This window comes from Phocoenobacter uteri (genome assembly GCF_900454895.1).
Lineage (GTDB): Bacteria > Pseudomonadota > Gammaproteobacteria > Enterobacterales > Pasteurellaceae > Phocoenobacter > Phocoenobacter uteri.
The window spans coordinates 285,071-300,434 of record NZ_UGTA01000001.1 but is presented as its reverse complement, the minus strand read 5'-3'; the positions used below and the strand labels follow the sequence as shown (position 1 = coordinate 300,434).

General features: G+C 36.5%; 17 protein-coding genes. 8 read left to right on the top strand and 9 right to left on the bottom strand.

Going from position 1 to position 15,364, the window contains the following annotated elements:
- Nucleotides 1–332 precede the first annotated feature (332 nt).
- The 3 genes from DYE60_RS01400 to metN are packed head-to-tail and all read right to left on the bottom strand — an operon-like array spanning nucleotide 333 to nucleotide 2,916.
- The gene (locus DYE60_RS01400) at nucleotides 333–1,154 is read right to left on the bottom strand and encodes a MetQ/NlpA family lipoprotein (protein ID WP_115314848.1); all 822 of its coding nucleotides are present in this window, start codon (nucleotides 1,152–1,154) and stop codon (nucleotides 333–335) included.
- Nucleotides 1,155–1,205: 51 nt separating this feature from the next.
- A complete protein-coding gene (locus DYE60_RS01395; protein ID WP_115314847.1) occupies nucleotides 1,206–1,883 on the bottom strand; it encodes a methionine ABC transporter permease in 678 nt (225 codons plus the stop codon).
- On the bottom strand, nucleotides 1,873–2,916 hold the full coding sequence (metN, locus tag DYE60_RS01390; RefSeq protein ID WP_115314846.1) for a methionine ABC transporter ATP-binding protein MetN: 1,044 nt from the start codon (nucleotides 2,914–2,916) through the stop codon (nucleotides 1,873–1,875). The genes DYE60_RS01395 and metN overlap by 11 nt, the downstream gene beginning before the upstream one ends.
- A 159-nt stretch (nucleotides 2,917–3,075) precedes the next feature.
- Here metN and DYE60_RS01385 point away from each other — a divergent pair, with 159 nt between their 5' ends.
- The 3 genes from DYE60_RS01385 to glnS all read left to right on the top strand — a co-directional run bounded on the left by DYE60_RS01385 (nucleotide 3,076) and on the right by glnS (nucleotide 7,634).
- Nucleotides 3,076–4,905, top strand: a complete 1,830-nt coding sequence (locus DYE60_RS01385; RefSeq protein WP_115314845.1) for an ATP-binding protein — start codon at nucleotides 3,076–3,078, stop codon at nucleotides 4,903–4,905.
- Between the two features lie 310 nt (nucleotides 4,906–5,215).
- Nucleotides 5,216–5,779, top strand: coding sequence for an integrase (locus DYE60_RS01380; protein WP_115314844.1), 564 nt, complete (start codon nucleotides 5,216–5,218; stop codon nucleotides 5,777–5,779).
- 187 nt (nucleotides 5,780–5,966) lie between these two features.
- Nucleotides 5,967–7,634: a glutamine--tRNA ligase gene (gene glnS, locus DYE60_RS01375; RefSeq protein ID WP_115316400.1), complete on the top strand. Its 1,668-nt coding sequence runs from the start codon at nucleotides 5,967–5,969 to the stop codon at nucleotides 7,632–7,634.
- An 88-nt stretch (nucleotides 7,635–7,722) separates the two neighbouring features.
- On the opposite strand, the gene DYE60_RS01370 is transcribed toward glnS, so the two are convergent.
- Genes DYE60_RS01370 through DYE60_RS01360 form a run of 3 tightly spaced genes read right to left on the bottom strand, consistent with a single transcriptional unit; the run spans nucleotide 7,723 to nucleotide 9,375 of the window.
- Entirely contained in the window at nucleotides 7,723–8,103 is a 381-nt protein-coding gene (locus DYE60_RS01370) for a hypothetical protein (RefSeq protein WP_115314843.1), read from the bottom strand.
- 29 nt (nucleotides 8,104–8,132) lie between these two features.
- Nucleotides 8,133–9,038 carry an EexN family lipoprotein gene (locus tag DYE60_RS01365; protein WP_115314842.1) on the bottom strand — a complete coding sequence of 302 codons (906 nt, stop codon included), beginning with the start codon at nucleotides 9,036–9,038 and terminating at the stop codon, nucleotides 8,133–8,135.
- Nucleotides 9,039–9,048: 10 nt separating this feature from the next.
- The gene (locus DYE60_RS01360; RefSeq protein WP_115314841.1) at nucleotides 9,049–9,375 is read right to left on the bottom strand and encodes a hypothetical protein; all 327 of its coding nucleotides are present in this window, start codon (nucleotides 9,373–9,375) and stop codon (nucleotides 9,049–9,051) included.
- A gap of 65 nt (nucleotides 9,376–9,440) precedes the next feature.
- Between DYE60_RS01360 and DYE60_RS01355 the strand changes: the two genes are divergently transcribed.
- From DYE60_RS01355 to DYE60_RS01335, 5 genes are all read left to right on the top strand, one after another.
- The gene (locus DYE60_RS01355) at nucleotides 9,441–9,710 is read left to right on the top strand and encodes a helix-turn-helix domain-containing protein (RefSeq protein WP_115314840.1); all 270 of its coding nucleotides are present in this window, start codon (nucleotides 9,441–9,443) and stop codon (nucleotides 9,708–9,710) included.
- 133 nt (nucleotides 9,711–9,843) lie between these two features.
- Complete coding sequence (hslR, locus tag DYE60_RS01350; protein ID WP_115314839.1) at nucleotides 9,844–10,272, top strand: ribosome-associated heat shock protein Hsp15; 429 nt, start codon at nucleotides 9,844–9,846, stop codon at nucleotides 10,270–10,272.
- Nucleotides 10,269–11,162, top strand: a complete 894-nt coding sequence (gene hslO / locus DYE60_RS01345) for an Hsp33 family molecular chaperone HslO (protein WP_115314838.1) — start codon at nucleotides 10,269–10,271, stop codon at nucleotides 11,160–11,162. Before hslR ends, hslO begins: the two co-directional genes overlap by 4 nt.
- Before the next feature lie 279 nt (nucleotides 11,163–11,441).
- Nucleotides 11,442–12,722 (top strand): aminopeptidase PepB, encoded by a 1,281-nt coding sequence (gene pepB, locus DYE60_RS01340; RefSeq protein ID WP_115314837.1) that lies wholly within the window; start codon nucleotides 11,442–11,444, stop codon nucleotides 12,720–12,722.
- Nucleotides 12,723–12,733: 11 nt separating this feature from the next.
- Complete coding sequence (locus DYE60_RS01335; RefSeq protein ID WP_115314836.1) at nucleotides 12,734–13,645, top strand: LysO family transporter; 912 nt, start codon at nucleotides 12,734–12,736, stop codon at nucleotides 13,643–13,645.
- A 99-nt stretch (nucleotides 13,646–13,744) separates the two neighbouring features.
- Here the strand turns inward: DYE60_RS01335 and upp are convergent, their stop codons facing one another.
- The 3 genes from upp to rplM all read right to left on the bottom strand — a co-directional run bounded on the left by upp (nucleotide 13,745) and on the right by rplM (nucleotide 15,327).
- Nucleotides 13,745–14,371 (bottom strand): uracil phosphoribosyltransferase, encoded by a 627-nt coding sequence (gene upp / locus DYE60_RS01330; protein ID WP_115314835.1) that lies wholly within the window; start codon nucleotides 14,369–14,371, stop codon nucleotides 13,745–13,747.
- Between the two features lie 118 nt (nucleotides 14,372–14,489).
- Nucleotides 14,490–14,882, bottom strand: coding sequence for a 30S ribosomal protein S9 (rpsI, locus tag DYE60_RS01325; protein WP_115314834.1), 393 nt, complete (start codon nucleotides 14,880–14,882; stop codon nucleotides 14,490–14,492).
- A 16-nt stretch (nucleotides 14,883–14,898) separates the two neighbouring features.
- Nucleotides 14,899–15,327 (bottom strand): 50S ribosomal protein L13, encoded by a 429-nt coding sequence (gene rplM / locus DYE60_RS01320; RefSeq protein WP_115314833.1) that lies wholly within the window; start codon nucleotides 15,325–15,327, stop codon nucleotides 14,899–14,901.
- Nucleotides 15,328–15,364 lie beyond the last annotated feature (37 nt).

The window sequence follows — 15,364 nt, the reverse complement described above, 5'->3', positions numbered from 1 at the left end:
TAAATAAAATTTAGTAAAGATAATCCTTTGAATATAAACAATAAAAAATAAATAAATATTCATTTGAAAATCAAAAAACATACAAAAAAGTTATTATTATTTTGCCGTTTTTTCTATATTTTTTCTTTATGAAAAATAAGGTGAATATTGTTAATACAAGGTTATTAAAAATTGCTTGTTATTATAAATTTTTTCTTTATATTAACCTATTCTTTTGAAGAAAGTAGATGATTGATAATTAAATAGAAAAATGGTCAAAAATTGATTTTTGACCATTGAAATATAAAAGATGATTCTATGCTTTCAACAGAAAATCTCTTATTTGTAAAAAACTAGTTCCAGCCTTTCGCTACGCCATCTTTGAAGAATTCACGTGCTTTGTTATACACTTCTTCGGTTTGGTAGGCTTTGACAAAATCTTGCACCGCTTTGCTGTCTTTGTTGTCCGTACGAGCAACCACAAGGTTTACATAAGGCGAATCTTTCCCTTCAACAAACACACCGTGATCCTGTGCGTTTAAGCCGATTTGCAATGCGTAACCGCTGTTGATAATGCCTAAATCCACATCATCTAATGCACGAGCCGCCAAAGAGGCATCAACTTCTTTAATTTGTAGATTTTTAGGATTTTCAACGATATCGTTTGATGTCGCAAATAAATTGGTGTTGTCTTTTAATTTAATTAAGCCTTGTTTTTCTAATAAGATCAACGCACGAGCTAAGTTACTTGGGTCGTTTGGTACAGTTACCACCGCTCCGTCTTTTAACTCAGCAAGGGTTTTCACTTTTTTAGAGTAACCCGCTAGCGGATAAACAAAGGTATTGCCGACTGCCACCAAATTATTTAAGCCTTTTTCCTTAGATTCTTTCTCTAAGTAAGGTTTATGCTGGAACGCATTTGCGTCTAAATCGCCTTTTGACGTTGCAGTATTTGGTAAAGCGTAATCATTGAATAAAACAAACTCAACATCTAAGTTGTATTTTTCCTTAGCCACTTTTGCAGCCACTTCCGCCACTTCGTGTTCAGGACCTGACATTACGCCTACTTTAATAGTGTTGCCCTGTGCTTGCTCTGATTTTTTCTCATCATTACACGCTGTTAATGCAAAAACAGATACTAATGCTGCTACGCCTAAAACTTTTGAAATTTTCATCATTTCTCCTTATTGTTTTTTATGATTTTATGTTGTGTTTTTGTTTGATAATTAGCGATGATCGACTTTTTCAGCTAAACGATCGCCGAGTTTTTGACTGATCATTACGATTAACACGATAATGATGGTCGCCAGCCATTTTACGTAGATCATATTTCTATGCTCTCCGTAGCTGATAGCAAGGTTGCCTAAGCCACCACCGCCCACAGCCCCAGCCATTGCAGAATAACCAATTAACGACACTAAGGTTAAGGTCACGCCATTGATTAAACTTGGCAATGATTCTGGTAAATAGAATTTTGTTACCACTTGCCAATTTGTTGCCCCCATTGATTTTGCGGCTTCCGTTAAGCCTGCTGGCACTTCTAATAATGAATTAGCCGTTAAGCGTGCAAAAAATGGAATGGCTGCCACACTCAGTGGCACGATTGCTGCCGTTGTGCCAAGCGTGGTGTGAACCACCCAGCGAGTAAAAGGCAACAAGACGACAAGTAAAATAATAAACGGAATTGAACGCCCAATATTGATAACCACATCAAGCACTTTGTTTAACAGTGCATTTTCTAAAATCTGTTCTTTGCCCGTTAAAAAAGCTAAAAATCCCAGTGGTAAGCCCACAATAATCGCGATTGCCGTTGAAACAAAGCCCATATAAATGGTTTCAAAAGTTGAGCTTGCCACTAATTCCCACATTTTTGGGGTTAATTCATTTAAAAAATCATTCCACATAACCGAGTACCTCAACTTTGACTTTATGTTCTCTTAAAAATTCTTTTGCTTGTAAAATTTTCTCGTGTTCGCCCACAACTTCGGCAATCACAAAACCAAATTTCACCCCACCAGCGTAATCAATTTGTGACATTAAGATACTAAAATCGATCCCAAATTGTTTAGAGGCTTGTGAAAGCAACGGTGCATCAATGGATTTCCCTGTAAATTCAAAACGAATAATCGGTTCTGATTTATCATCAGGGTTTGGGTGTAATCTGTCCAAATATTCCTGTGGCAATTCATTATGAAAGGTTGAAGCAATAAAGCGTTTTGCCAATGCCGTTTTTGGATTAGAGAACACTTCACTTACTGTGCCTGTTTCAATCAATTCGCCTTTATCAATCACCGCCACACGATCACAAATACGTTTTACCACTTCCATTTCGTGGGTAATCAATAAAATGGTTAGCCCTAAACGTGTGTTGATCTCTTTTAATAATTCTAAAATGGATTGTGTCGTGGCTGGATCTAACGCACTGGTTGCCTCATCACATAATAAAACTTCTGGATCATTAGCTAACGCACGAGCAATCGCGACACGTTGTTTTTGCCCACCCGATAAATTGCTTGGATACGCCTCTTTTTTATCCGCCAAGCCCACTAATTCCAACAGATCGTTTACTTTATTTTTAATCTGATCTTTTGAAAGATGACTTAATTCCAACGGCAATGCCACGTTTTCAAACACGGTACGAGATGACAATAAATTAAAGTGTTGAAAAATCATCGCAATTTTACGGCGAGCTAAAATCAGCTCTCTTTCTTTTAATTGGGTTAATTCTTTATCGCCAATCACAACCTTGCCACAAGTTGGACGCTCTAATAAGTTTACGCAACGAATAAGGGTACTTTTCCCCGCACCTGATGAACCAATCACGCCATAAATCGTGCCTTTTGGGACATTCAGCGTGACATCATTTAAGGCTTTTATGGTTTTTATGGTTTTTCCTTTGACCTCAAATTCTTTGCTGACATTTTCCAGTGTTATCATAATTTTGCTTTCCTAAACCTGAATCGTTGAATAGCATTCTAGCCGTCTAGATTGCTAAATGTCAATACTAAAATATTCTTTTTTTATAAAATTTTTTAAATTCAAAAACTAACCTTGATTGTGATAAACTTTGCCCATCTCATTTTAGTAGGAAAAACAATGACAAACATCAGACATTACAACCAAAGATATATTAACTGGGTATTACGATTAGGGCGTGTAAAATCTGCTATTCTCGGCTTTTTCGTTCTCGCCGTTTCTGCCATTTTTGTACAATGCTTGCTGAGTATGGTTTTTACTGGGCATATCAATCCGCAAGATATTCTGCGTTCAATTATTTTCGGTTTAATTTCTGCCCCTTTTGTACTCTATTTTTTCAATTTAATTGTGGAACGCCTTGAAAAATCACGTATAAAATTAGAACGATCTTTTCACGATCTTTCTATCTATAAAGAAATCATTGAAAAAAATAATCAACATAAAACCGAACTAATGGCAACCATCAGCCACGAATTAAGAACGCCTTTAAACGGCATTATTGGGCTAAGCCGAATTCTGTTAGAAAGCAATCTAACCAAACAACAACACGATTACATTCAAACCATCAACATTAGTGCGATCTCGTTAGGGCATATTTTTAGCGATATTATCGACCTTGAAAAAATTGACAGCCAACGTATTGAGCTATCGCCAACCCAAGTCGCTTTTTCAGATATTATCAATAATATTACCCACTTTGCTAAAATTATGGCGGGGCAAAAAAAGATTAAATTTCAGATTAGTTATGATGATGACTTGCCTGAATTTATTACTGTTGATAACACACGTTTAAGTCAAATTTTGTGGAATTTAGTCAATAATGCCGTCAAATTTACCCCACCAAATGGCGATATTCATTTAACGATTTCTCGCCAAAGTGCCAATAAATTTAGTTTTAGCTTAAAAGATTCAGGGGTTGGCATTCCAAAAGCAGAACAGAGCAAAATTTTCACGATGTTCTATCAAGTCCAAAGTTGCGATAAAAAAGCACAAGGAAGCGGCATCGGTTTAGCGATTTCTAAAACGATCGCGCTGCTAATGAATGGCGATTTAACCGTTGAAAGTGAAGAAGGCAAAGGGGCGACCTTTACGCTATCAATCCAAGCGGAAGAAACCACAATGCAACAAACCCAAAATATTCAGCACCATAATTTACGCGTACTATTAGTTGAAGATATTGAGGTGAATGTCGTGGTTGCTCGTGCCGTATTGGCTAAATTTGGGTGTCACGTTGATGTGGCGATGTCAGGGGCAGAAACCTATCCTCTCATCAAACAGAATAATTACGATCTGATTTTACTTGATATTCAACTGCCCGACACCACTGGCTTTGACATTGCAAAAAATCTGATTGATGATTATGAAAATGACAAAATGGATTACTTGCCAATTTTGGTTGCTTTAACCGCAAACGTGATGCATACCAAAGAGGAATATCAGCAAAAAGGAATGGACGATGTGTTGCGTAAACCGCTTTCTATTGAAGATTTATCACACTGTTTAAACACTTACTTTGCGGATGATTTTTTGCAAAATGATCATAAAATTGAACCGCTTATCGAACAGAAACCAACACAAGAGTTATGTTTTGATCCGCTAATTTTACAAGAGTTTTTAGATATTATGGGCAAAAATGCACTGCTTAAAAATATTGATTTATTCAGTGAGCTAATGCCAAATTATATGCAAAACCTCACGAATTATCATCAAGCGTGGTTAAACACAAATACCGCAGAAAGTAGAAAATTCATCACCCAAGAAGCCCATAAAATCAAAGGGGCGTTATCTTCTGTCGGATTATCAAAACTCCAAGAAATCGCCCAACTTTCCCAAGTGGATACTGGCGATCAATGGGAGCAAAATATCGAAAATTGGATTAGCACGTTAAATTCTCAATGGCAAACAGACTTAAAAGAAGTCAAAGTTTGGATTGGTGGGAAGGAAAAATAATAAGAACATAGAGCATTATCTTAATAAAATTCATACAAATTAGTAATAAAAACACTGTTGCCGAATTGTTTTTTTTTTGTACAATTCTGCTGGTTTTATAAAAACCATTTTTATTAACTATTTTTTATTAAGGAGCTTTTATGACTAATAAAACTGGACAAAGTAACCCAAATTGGCCTAGCCGTACTGGTAATCCTTCTGGTGGTGGTAGAGGAAATAATCCATCTAAAAAATAGAAATTATGGCGAAGAGATAGTGCAATAGTGCTATCTCTTTTTATTTAATTTAAAATTTGAAGAGGTTTGAATTTATGAAAAAATGGATTGTATATTTAAGCATATTTTTTACAGTAGGTTGTGCTCGTTTACCTGTTGCATCTTATACTCCACAATATGAAGGCATTACAACCAAGATAAATGGACAAGCTAATATTGGTGTATTTAGCTATATTCCTTTTGAACAAGGTAGAGTTAGAAGTAATCAAATTGAAAATACAGCAGTAGGTAATATATATTTAGAAGGAAATATTGCTGAATTAGTTCAACGAGGCACTTTTATTGAATTAGAAAGATCAGGAGTTGAATTTGGTAAAGGAAATCTAACAATAGTTGGAAAAATAAAAAAATTCAAAGCTGATGATCTTGGGTTCAATGTAGATTGGAATTACACAATCAATTATAAGATTATTGATCAAAATAGTACAATCAAATTAGATAAAGATTATATGGCTGATCCTTTGAGAGTAAGTAAATTTACTATAACTTTGCAATCTATTATCAATGACGTAAATAAATTGATTTATAGCGGATATAAAAAATTTATTGATGATCCTGATGTAAAAATTTTGTTATCTAAACCTAACAAAATGAAATAACTAATTATAAAAAAGTGAGTTTGGCATAAGCTCACTTTTTTATTCCTAAAAATTTGCAAATTCTCCCCAAAATCCAACCGCTTATTTTACGGATGGATTGAGTTAATTCCTAAATTGTGTAAAATAACAAGATTACTATTTTTTTACTATTTTTTAAGGCAAGGTTACCCAAATGAGCAATGAAGAGATGAGCAACGAAAGTTTAACAGCGGAAACAAATACAAGAGCAAATTTTATTACCCATATTATTGATGAAGATTTAGCGTCAGGCAAACATACTCAAGTTCATACTCGTTTTCCACCAGAACCAAACGGTTATTTACATATCGGTCACGCAAAATCGATCTGCTTAAACTTTGGGCTTGCTCAGGATTATAAAGGGTTATGTAATCTACGTTTTGATGACACAAACCCAACCAAAGAAGATGTGGAATATGTGGATTCAATCAAAGAAGATGTGGAATGGTTAGGTTTTAAATGGCACGGTGATATTCATTATGCGTCAGATTATTTTGATGCTCTTTATGGCTATGCGATTGAATTGATCGAAAAAGGTTTAGCTTATGTTGATGAGTTATCGCCTGATGAAATGCGTGAATATCGTGGTACATTAACCGAAGCAGGTAAAAATAGCCCATACCGTGATCGTAGCGTAGAAGAAAATTTAGCCTTATTTGAAAAGATGAAAAACGGTGAATTTGCCGAAGGTAAAGCGTGTTTACGTGCTAAAGTGGATATGGCATCACCATTTATGGTTATGCGTGATCCTGTGCTTTATCGTGTGAAATTTGCAACCCACCACCAAACAGGCGATAAATGGTGCATTTATCCGATGTACGATTTTACTCACTGTATTTCTGATGCGATTGAGCGTATCACACACTCAATTTGTACCCTTGAATTCCAAGATAACCGCCGTATTTATGACTGGGTGTTAGAAAATATTTCAATTGAAAGACCGCTACCTCATCAGTACGAATTTTCTCGTTTAAATTTAGAAGGTACGCTAACCTCAAAACGTAAATTATTAAAATTAGTGGAAGATAAAATCGTGGACGGTTGGGACGACCCTCGTATGCCAACCATTTCAGGCTTACGTCGTCGTGGTTATACCCCTGCTTCATTGCGTGAATTCTGCCACCGCATCGGTGTAACTAAACAAGATAACGTGGTGGAGTACAGTGCGTTAGAAGCTTGTATCCGTGATGATTTAAACACCAACGCACCACGTGCAATGGCGGTTATCAACCCAGTTAAAGTCATTATTGAAAACTTTGAGGGCGATGAAGAAATCTTAAACGCACCAAACCACCCACAAAATGAAGAAATGGGTAGCCGTGAAGTGCCATTCGGACGTGAGCTTTATATTGATGAAGCAGACTTCCGTGAAGAAGCAAACAAAAAATATAAACGCTTAGTGTTAGGCAAAGAAGTGCGTTTACGTAATGCCTATGTAATTAAAGCAGAACGTGTTGAAAAAGACGAAAACGGCAACATTACTACCATTTTCTGTACTTACGATCCTGAAACCTTAGGCAAAAATCCAGCAGACGGTCGTAAAGTGAAAGGTGTAATCCACTGGGTAAGTGCAACCAACAACAAACCTGCTGAATTCAGAGTTTATAATCGCTTATTCACTGTGCCGAATCCAGGTGCAGAAGAAGATGTGAATGCAGTTTTAAACCCTGAATCATTAGTGGTAAAAAATGGTTTTGTTGAGAAATCATTAGCGGACGCAAAAGTGGGCGTAGGTTATCAGTTTGAGCGTGAAGGTTACTACTGCTTAGACAGTAAAGACAGTTCACAAGATCATTTAGTATTTAACTTAACAGTGAGCTTAAAAGAAGGATTCTAATTCTTTTTTAACAATGATTAAAGCGGTCATATTTTGCAAATCTTTTACAAAATATGACCGCTTGTTTATTGAATGGCATTAACAAATTTTACTCTGATTTTGCTAATTCTTTTTCTTGCTTGGAGTGATAGAAATAAAGATAAGCCAAGCCGATTGGAGCAATCGCAAATGAAAAAGCCCAGCAAATAAACATTGTAATAAATTTAATAATTAGAAATAGTTTAATATCTGTAAAAAAAGCATTTTCGCCCATAATATAGTTGACCGCACTCTCATAAACAAAACGAGAATAAGGATAAAGTATATTTAAAACCAAACAACCAATAGTACTTGCAATAATTTGATCCATTTTTCCTGTTGAAAATACACCACTTCCCAACATCACACAAAAAATCAAACCAAATAAAAATTGTCTGATGTAGTAAGCTCGTGATAATCCACCAAATGTTTTTGATAAAAAATTGCTCATAATTTTCTCCTATTTTTTAAAGTAAAAAGTTAATCCATCAAAGTTTTAAAATTATCAAAAGGTAAGCCCAATTTGAGACGAGCCAAATGTGCTTGGGGGCAAGGATAATTTTCCGCTATTTCCGCTCGTTGTTTATAAACTTTATAGCTATCACCAATCTTGGCAAGTTTTGTCACGCATTGATTGTAATCTTTCTTTAAGGATTCATAATTTTTAACATATTGATCTATAATCATATTTTCTTTTTCTCTTGCCACCTCTTCGAGCGTTGAACAAGCGTCATAATATTGAGAGCCATAGTTACAATATTTATTACTTTGACGATGTAATTGATCAAAATCTAATGCTGAAAATTCCACCTTACTCTGCTCTTTCACGGCTGATTTCCAAATATCACAAGCTGAATAACGTCTTTGATCTTTTGAACAATACGCTTTCTTTGAGGTAACTAACTGCTCTAATGAATTTTTTAATAATTCCTGTTTACCTTGCTCTGCTTTTTCATCATATATTTCTTTAAAAGCTCGGCATTCATAATTATTAGGGGCAATAAAAAATTTCTTCGCACAATCGCTATTCACATATTGATAAGCGGTCTCTTTCCAATCTAAATTTGCAAATTTTTTATCGAGCTGTTTACGAGCTTTGGAAACTTCAGCTTTCTGTAATGCCTCTTCTTCCAAACGTTTTTTTTCCGCTTGAATTTTGCGATCTTCACGAAGTGCTTGTTCAGCTGCTACACACTCTTTATCTTTTCCTACGGCTTCAAACTTTTCCTGATCTCTTGAAGACATTGCTTCAAACATCCGTTTTTCACACTGTTTAAATTTAGTTTTCGCATCATCAATATGAGATAAATAATAAGCTTTATCCTTTTCAGAACAACCAGTAAGCACCAATGTTGACAAACCCAAGAATAAAATTGATTTTTTCATCGCTTTCTCCCTAACAACGTCCCGCTGCACGTAATAACGCATTACAGTTTGAATTATGCTTTTGTTTTACACTACGACTTCCCGAGCAAATTGCATCAGACGACACAACACCTGCTACTGTTGTGATGTAGCACTGATAAGATTTTCTCCCTACACTCGCCACAAAACGAATATCATCAATCCCACCATTACGGTGGGAGATTTTGACTTTATCACTTGTGGTGTTTAAAGCGAAAGCAGCTTTATCTTGTAGTGACTGATCAGAAATGATCGTGTTTCCGATTGTTCCACAAGCCGTTAGCATTGAAATTGCTGTAAGTAACGCTAATTTTTTCATAAATTCTCCTTATGATTTTTGCACCTAAAACAGGTGCGTTTTAACTTGAACCTAAAATAGGTGCAATGAAAAAATTACGATCATCTATACATTCTTACGAGCAACAATGGTTACGGGAATTATTTACCGACCAGAGAAAACAGCTCGGTCTTTCACAACGTGCATTAGCAGAAAAAATGGGCGTGGTTTATTCTTTGATTGGAAAAATAGAAACAGGGGATCGCCGCTTGGATATTATTGAGTTTATTCAATATTGTGAAGTGTTAGAGCTTGACCCTAAAAATATCATTGATAAACTAACCCAAATCTTAAATAAGCCAACAACGAAAATTTAGTTCCTGTTTTATCGGCAGTTAAGCGGTAGAATAAAGATCAAAATTTACAAATTGTCTGATTTCTAATAAGATCCCAAAACGATTGATTCTGATAACTAACACGATACTTTTACATTATGCTATATGGACAATTATGAGAAAAGCACAGCAAAAACAGAAAAAAGGCAGAGAAATTCCTGATGAGATCCGCTTAGATAAATGGCTTTGGGCGGCACGTTTTTACAAAACTCGAACCATCGCAAAATCGATGATCGAGGGCGGGAAAGTGCATTATAATGGGCAACGGATTAAATCGAGCAAAGCTGTGGAGATTGGTGCAAAAATCATTTTACGTCAAGGTAATGATGAAAAAGAGGTAGAAGTGCTTGAAATCAGCGATCAGCGAAAAGGTGCACCAGAAGCCCAAAAATTGTATCAAGAAACAGCTCAAAGTATCGAAAAAAGAGAAAAAATGGCATTGGCTCGAAAAATGAATTATCTTTCAATGCCACACCCTGACAGACGCCCTAACAAAAAAGAGCGTCGTGATTTAATTAAATTCAAACACTCGGAGATAGAATGACTTTAACACAACAAGATTATATTCAAGATAATGATAAACTTTATCGCTATTTATTCCAAAATCGTGCCGTGCGTGGGCAGTGGTTACGTTTAAACAATACTTTTACGGAAACCCTAAACACCCACCATTATCCAAAGCCAGTCCAAAATTTATTGGGCGAAATGTTGGTGGCAACCAGTTTATTTACAGCAACATTGAAATTTGAAGGAACGATTACCGTTCAAATTCAAGGCGGCGATGGAGCTTTAAAATTAGCGGTCGTAAATGGCAACGACAAACAACAAATGCGTGCCTTAGCACGTGTGGACGGCGAAATTGCTGACGATGCAACGTTGCAACAAATGGTTGGCGAAAAAGCAGTATTGATTATTTCTGTAATTCCTGAAAATGGCGAGCGTTATCAAGGTGTTATCGCATTAGATAAACCAACAATCACAGAATGCTTAGAAGAATATTTTACACGTTCAGAGCAACTGCAAACCCAGTTAATTATTCGTGTTGGCGAGTTTAATGGTCAAGCAGTCGGTGCCGGAATGTTACTTCAAATTATGCCAGATGGCACAGGTACACCTGATGATTTTGATCATCTAGCCACCCTAACATCAACCATTAAAAATGAAGAAATTTTTGGGCTACCAGCACAAGAATTATTATTCCGTTTATACCACGAAGAAACCGTTGAAGTATTCGAACCACAAAGCGTCAGCTTTAAATGTGGCTGTTCAAGAGAGCGTTCTGGCGGTGCATTATTATTAGTATCTGATGAAGAAATCTCAGAAATGCTCGAAGCCAAACAAGGCGTAATCGATATGCAATGCGAATGCTGCGGCACACAATATTTCTTTGATGAAAAAGCGATTAAAGAATTAAAACAGCAAGCGAGCGAGTAATTATTATTTTAAAGTACTGTAGGGGAGCATTGAGTGAGCATAGCGAATGGAATATACTCCCGTCAATCATAGCATTAGATTTTTTCTAAATTGAAGTATCGAGCAACGGGAGCATATACGCAAACAAGTTTGCTAATACTCCCCTACGTTAATGAACAAATAGAATAATAAGTAAATGAGTAATTATTATTTTAAAATATTGTAGGGGAGCATTGAATGAGCGTAGCGAATGGAATATGCTCCCACCATATCTGCTAGGAATATAAAGGGAGGGGAACAATGAATATTTATTTATCACAAGATGTCGCACCAGAACAATGGGGCAATAATGCGTTAGTATCCTTTAATGATAAAGGGGCGACAATTCACTTGAAAAAAGACGCTTTAACGAGCATTCAACAGGCAGCGAGAAAAATTAAAAATCAAGGTATTAGCCTTGCGATGTTAATGGGCGATGAGTGGAAATTAGAAGAATGTTGGGCATTTCAACAAGGTTTTGTGAGTGTTAAAAATAAAGGCGAAATTCAGTTCCCTGAACTTGTTGAACAAGAACAACAAGAATTAAACGCACGCATTAAATGTAGCCAGTTTACCAAAGAGATCATCAATGCCCCTTCTGATGTGGTTACTCCTGAAGTTTTGGCAAGCAAAGCGGTTGAATTTATCCAAGAAATTGCAAATCCAGAGAATGTATCTACAAAAATTATTTGTGGCGATGAACTGAAAACACAGGGCTATCAAGGCATTTGGAATGTCGGTAAAGGGGCGGTTAATCAACCTGCGATGTTGCAACTAGATTACAATCCAACAGGCGATGAAAAAGCCCCTGTCACAGCGTGTTTAGTAGGTAAAGGAATTACGTTTGATACAGGTGGTTACAGTTTAAAACCGAGTAGTTCAATGGAAACAATGCGAACCGATATGGGGGGAGCGGCCTTAGTCACAGGGGCGTTAGGATTAGCTATTTCTCGTGGTTTGAAACAGCGTGTAAAACTCTATTTATGCTGTGCTGAAAACTCAATCAATGGTCAAGCAATGAAATTGGGCGACATTATCCATTATAGTAATGGCGTGTCTGTGGAAGTGTTAAATACTGACGCCGAAGGACGTTTAGTGTTAGCGGACGGTTTGATTGAAGCGGATAAGCAAAATCCAAGCTATATTATTGACTGTGCGACACTAACAGGTGCAGCAAAAGTGGCAGTGGGCAATGATTATCACAGTGTGTTATCGATTGATGATAATTTAGTTGAAAAATTATTCGATTCAGCGAAAATAGAACACGAGAAATTCTGGCGTTTACCTTTTGAAGAATTCCATCGAAATCAGACCGCTTCCTCTTTTGCAGATATTGCAAATGTGGGCTCATTACCTGCTGGTGTTGGGGCTGGGGCGAGTACAGCGACCGCATTCTTATCTTATTTTGTGAAAGATTATGCTCAAAACTGGCTACACATTGATTGCTCAGCCACTTTCCGTAAATCGCCAAACGATTTATGGGCAACCGGGGCGACTGGCATTGGGGTAAAAACGCTAGCAAATTTATTGTTGAAATTATAGTGAGCTAAAAAATGTTATACGGTTTATCTATTGTCTTTTTTCCACTTTTCTTTGGCTATTTAATTAAATTTAACCAAGCTGAAAAACTGGTGATAATAAATCGTATTTTAATGACCTGTCTTTATTTTATTCTATTTTTTATGGGCTGTTCACTTGGACAGCTTGATAATCTTACTACCATTTTACCCCAAATTGGTTACACCGCTTTTATGATGAGTGTAATCGTTCAAGGTTGTAACATTACTTGTTTATTACTCTTTGAATTTTTAATGCCTTATCGCCTAGAAATTCAAAGTAATGAACCACTTCCTTCTCGCTTAAAACTGCTCTTTGAATCAAGTTTACTCTGTTCAATGGTGTTACTGGGCGGAATTGTTAGTTTTCTATTAAAAGATTTCATCACATTTTCATCGCATTTAAGCGTCTATCCTTTGGTTATAATGATTTTCTGTGTAGGCATTCAGCTTAGAAACAGTGGCATTCCACTAGCAGAAGTTTTTATGAATAAAAGAGGTATTCAACTGTCTATCGTGATGCTGATTAGTGCGATGATAAGCGGTGTAATTATTGCTACTTTTTGCAATTTTTCATTGATAAAAGGCTTAACCTTTGCGTCAGGCTTGGGCTGGTATTCCCTTTCCAGCACCTTAATTGGCGATACTTGGGGAGCAATCGCTGGTTCAACCGCTTTTTTCAACGATCTTTCTCGTGAGCTTTACTGTTTATTTACTATCCCTTTCTTTATGTCACGCTTTCCTTCTACTGCTGTGGGATTAGGGGCGGCGACGTCTCTTGATGTCAGTTTACCAATAATCCAAAAATCAGGTGGCACACAAGTTGTTCCGCTAGCGATTAGTTTTGGATTTATTATCAACATTGCCGTGCCACTTCTTCTTTCTTTTTTTATTGGACTCAGTCAATAAAAAGCGGTTTAATTTTTATTAAAATTTGCAAAAAGAATAAAAAATTTAACCGCTTATAATTATAGTTTTGTTAATTTTAATTTATGGTAATTATTGAGATTATTTTGTACCAAAAATCTTATCACCAGCATCTCCAAGACCAGGAATGATATATCCTTGCTCATTTAGATGATCATCAATAGAAGCTGTATAAAGCTCAATATCTGGGTGTGCTTTTTCAAGAGCTGCGATTCCTTCTGGCACAGCAACTAAAACCAATACTTTAATATTTGTACAACCAGCTGCTTTTAGCAAATCAATAGTAGCAATCATTGATCCACCTGTTGCAAGCATAGGATCAACTACAATTGCTAAACGCTCACTCACATCATTTGTTAGTTTTTGAAAGTAAGGAACTGGTTCTAAGGTTTCTTCATTCCGATACATTCCTACAACACTGATTCTTGCACTTGGCATATGTTCAAGCACACCGTCCATCATTCCAAGACCAGCACGTAAAATAGGGACAACTGTTACTTTTTTACCTTTAATGCGATCCACTTCTACATCGCCATTCCAACCATCAATGGTTACTTTTTCAGTTTCTAAATCCGCTGTTGCTTCATAAGTAAGTAAACTACCAATCTCTGTAGCAAGTTCACGGAAATGTTTAGTGTTTACGTCTGCTGCACGCATTAAACCTAATTTATGTTTAACGAGTGGGTGTTTGACTTCAACAATTTTCATAATTAACCCCTTTGGTTTAGATAATATTCGGTTGGATATTTTAACAGATTTTTTACATAAGAAAATAAAGATATAAAAAAAGCAGAGATTTCTCTCTGCTTCGAAAACGAAAATAATATTAACGTTTTGAGAATTGTGGACGACGACGTGCTTTGCGTAAACCCACTTTTTTACGTTCAACGCAACGAGCATCGCGAGTAACGAAGCCTGCTGCACGTAATGCTGGGCGTAAAGACTCATCATATTCCATCAATGCACGAGTGATACCATGACGGATCGCACCTGCTTGACCAGAAATACCACCACCTTTAACAGTAATGTAAAGGTCTAATTTATCAGTTAATTCAACTAACTCTAATGGTTGACGAACAACCATACGTGCGGTTTCACGACCGAAATACACGTCTAATGAACGGTTGTTGATTTCAATTTTACCGCTGCCCGGTTTGATAAATACACGAGCTGAAGAGCTTTTGCGGCGACCTGTGCCGTAGTTTTGATTCGCTGTCATTTTCTATGCTCCGTGATTAAATGTCTAAAACTTGTGGTTGTTGTGCTGCGTGGTTATGTTCAGAACCTGCATACACTTTTAATTTACGATACATTGCGCGACCTAATGGACCTTTTGGCAACATACCTTTAACCGCAATTTCAATCACAGCTTCAGGACGACGTTGAATCATCTCTTTGAAGGTAGCTTGTTTAATACCACCTACATAGCCAGTGTGCCAGTAGTAGATTTTATCGCTTTCTTTTCTACCTGTTACTGCCACTTTGTCTGCATTGATTACAACAATGTAATCACCTGTATCCACGTGTGGAGTATATTCAGGTTTATGTTTACCACGAAGACGGCGAGCAATTTCAGTCGCTAAACGACCTAATGTTTTGCCTTGTGCATCTACTACATACCAGTCACGTTGTACTGTTTCTGGTTTTGCTACAAAAGTTTTCATTTATTTAATACCAATATTATTTAATAGTTATTAACCC

What these genes read in the sequence shown, in the direction of transcription:
- DYE60_RS01400 (WP_115314848.1), bottom strand. Translation starts at nt 1,154, where the DNA reads ATGAAAATTTCAAAAGTTTTAGGCGTAGCAGCATTAGTATCTGTTTTT.
- DYE60_RS01395 (WP_115314847.1), bottom strand. Translation starts at nt 1,883, where the DNA reads ATGTGGAATGATTTTTTAAATGAATTAACCCCAAAAATGTGGGAATTA.
- metN (WP_115314846.1), bottom strand. Translation starts at nt 2,916, where the DNA reads ATGATAACACTGGAAAATGTCAGCAAAGAATTTGAGGTCAAAGGAAAA.
- DYE60_RS01385 (WP_115314845.1), top strand. Translation starts at nt 3,076, where the DNA reads ATGACAAACATCAGACATTACAACCAAAGATATATTAACTGGGTATTA.
- DYE60_RS01380 (WP_115314844.1), top strand. Translation starts at nt 5,216, where the DNA reads ATGAAAAAATGGATTGTATATTTAAGCATATTTTTTACAGTAGGTTGT.
- glnS (WP_115316400.1), top strand. Translation starts at nt 5,967, where the DNA reads ATGAGCAACGAAAGTTTAACAGCGGAAACAAATACAAGAGCAAATTTT.
- DYE60_RS01370 (WP_115314843.1), bottom strand. Translation starts at nt 8,103, where the DNA reads ATGAGCAATTTTTTATCAAAAACATTTGGTGGATTATCACGAGCTTAC.
- DYE60_RS01365 (WP_115314842.1), bottom strand. Translation starts at nt 9,038, where the DNA reads ATGAAAAAATCAATTTTATTCTTGGGTTTGTCAACATTGGTGCTTACT.
- DYE60_RS01360 (WP_115314841.1), bottom strand. Translation starts at nt 9,375, where the DNA reads ATGAAAAAATTAGCGTTACTTACAGCAATTTCAATGCTAACGGCTTGT.
- DYE60_RS01355 (WP_115314840.1), top strand. Translation starts at nt 9,441, where the DNA reads ATGAAAAAATTACGATCATCTATACATTCTTACGAGCAACAATGGTTA.
- hslR (WP_115314839.1), top strand. Translation starts at nt 9,844, where the DNA reads ATGAGAAAAGCACAGCAAAAACAGAAAAAAGGCAGAGAAATTCCTGAT.
- hslO (WP_115314838.1), top strand. Translation starts at nt 10,269, where the DNA reads ATGACTTTAACACAACAAGATTATATTCAAGATAATGATAAACTTTAT.
- pepB (WP_115314837.1), top strand. Translation starts at nt 11,442, where the DNA reads ATGAATATTTATTTATCACAAGATGTCGCACCAGAACAATGGGGCAAT.
- DYE60_RS01335 (WP_115314836.1), top strand. Translation starts at nt 12,734, where the DNA reads ATGTTATACGGTTTATCTATTGTCTTTTTTCCACTTTTCTTTGGCTAT.
- upp (WP_115314835.1), bottom strand. Translation starts at nt 14,371, where the DNA reads ATGAAAATTGTTGAAGTCAAACACCCACTCGTTAAACATAAATTAGGT.
- rpsI (WP_115314834.1), bottom strand. Translation starts at nt 14,882, where the DNA reads ATGACAGCGAATCAAAACTACGGCACAGGTCGCCGCAAAAGCTCTTCA.
- rplM (WP_115314833.1), bottom strand. Translation starts at nt 15,327, where the DNA reads ATGAAAACTTTTGTAGCAAAACCAGAAACAGTACAACGTGACTGGTAT.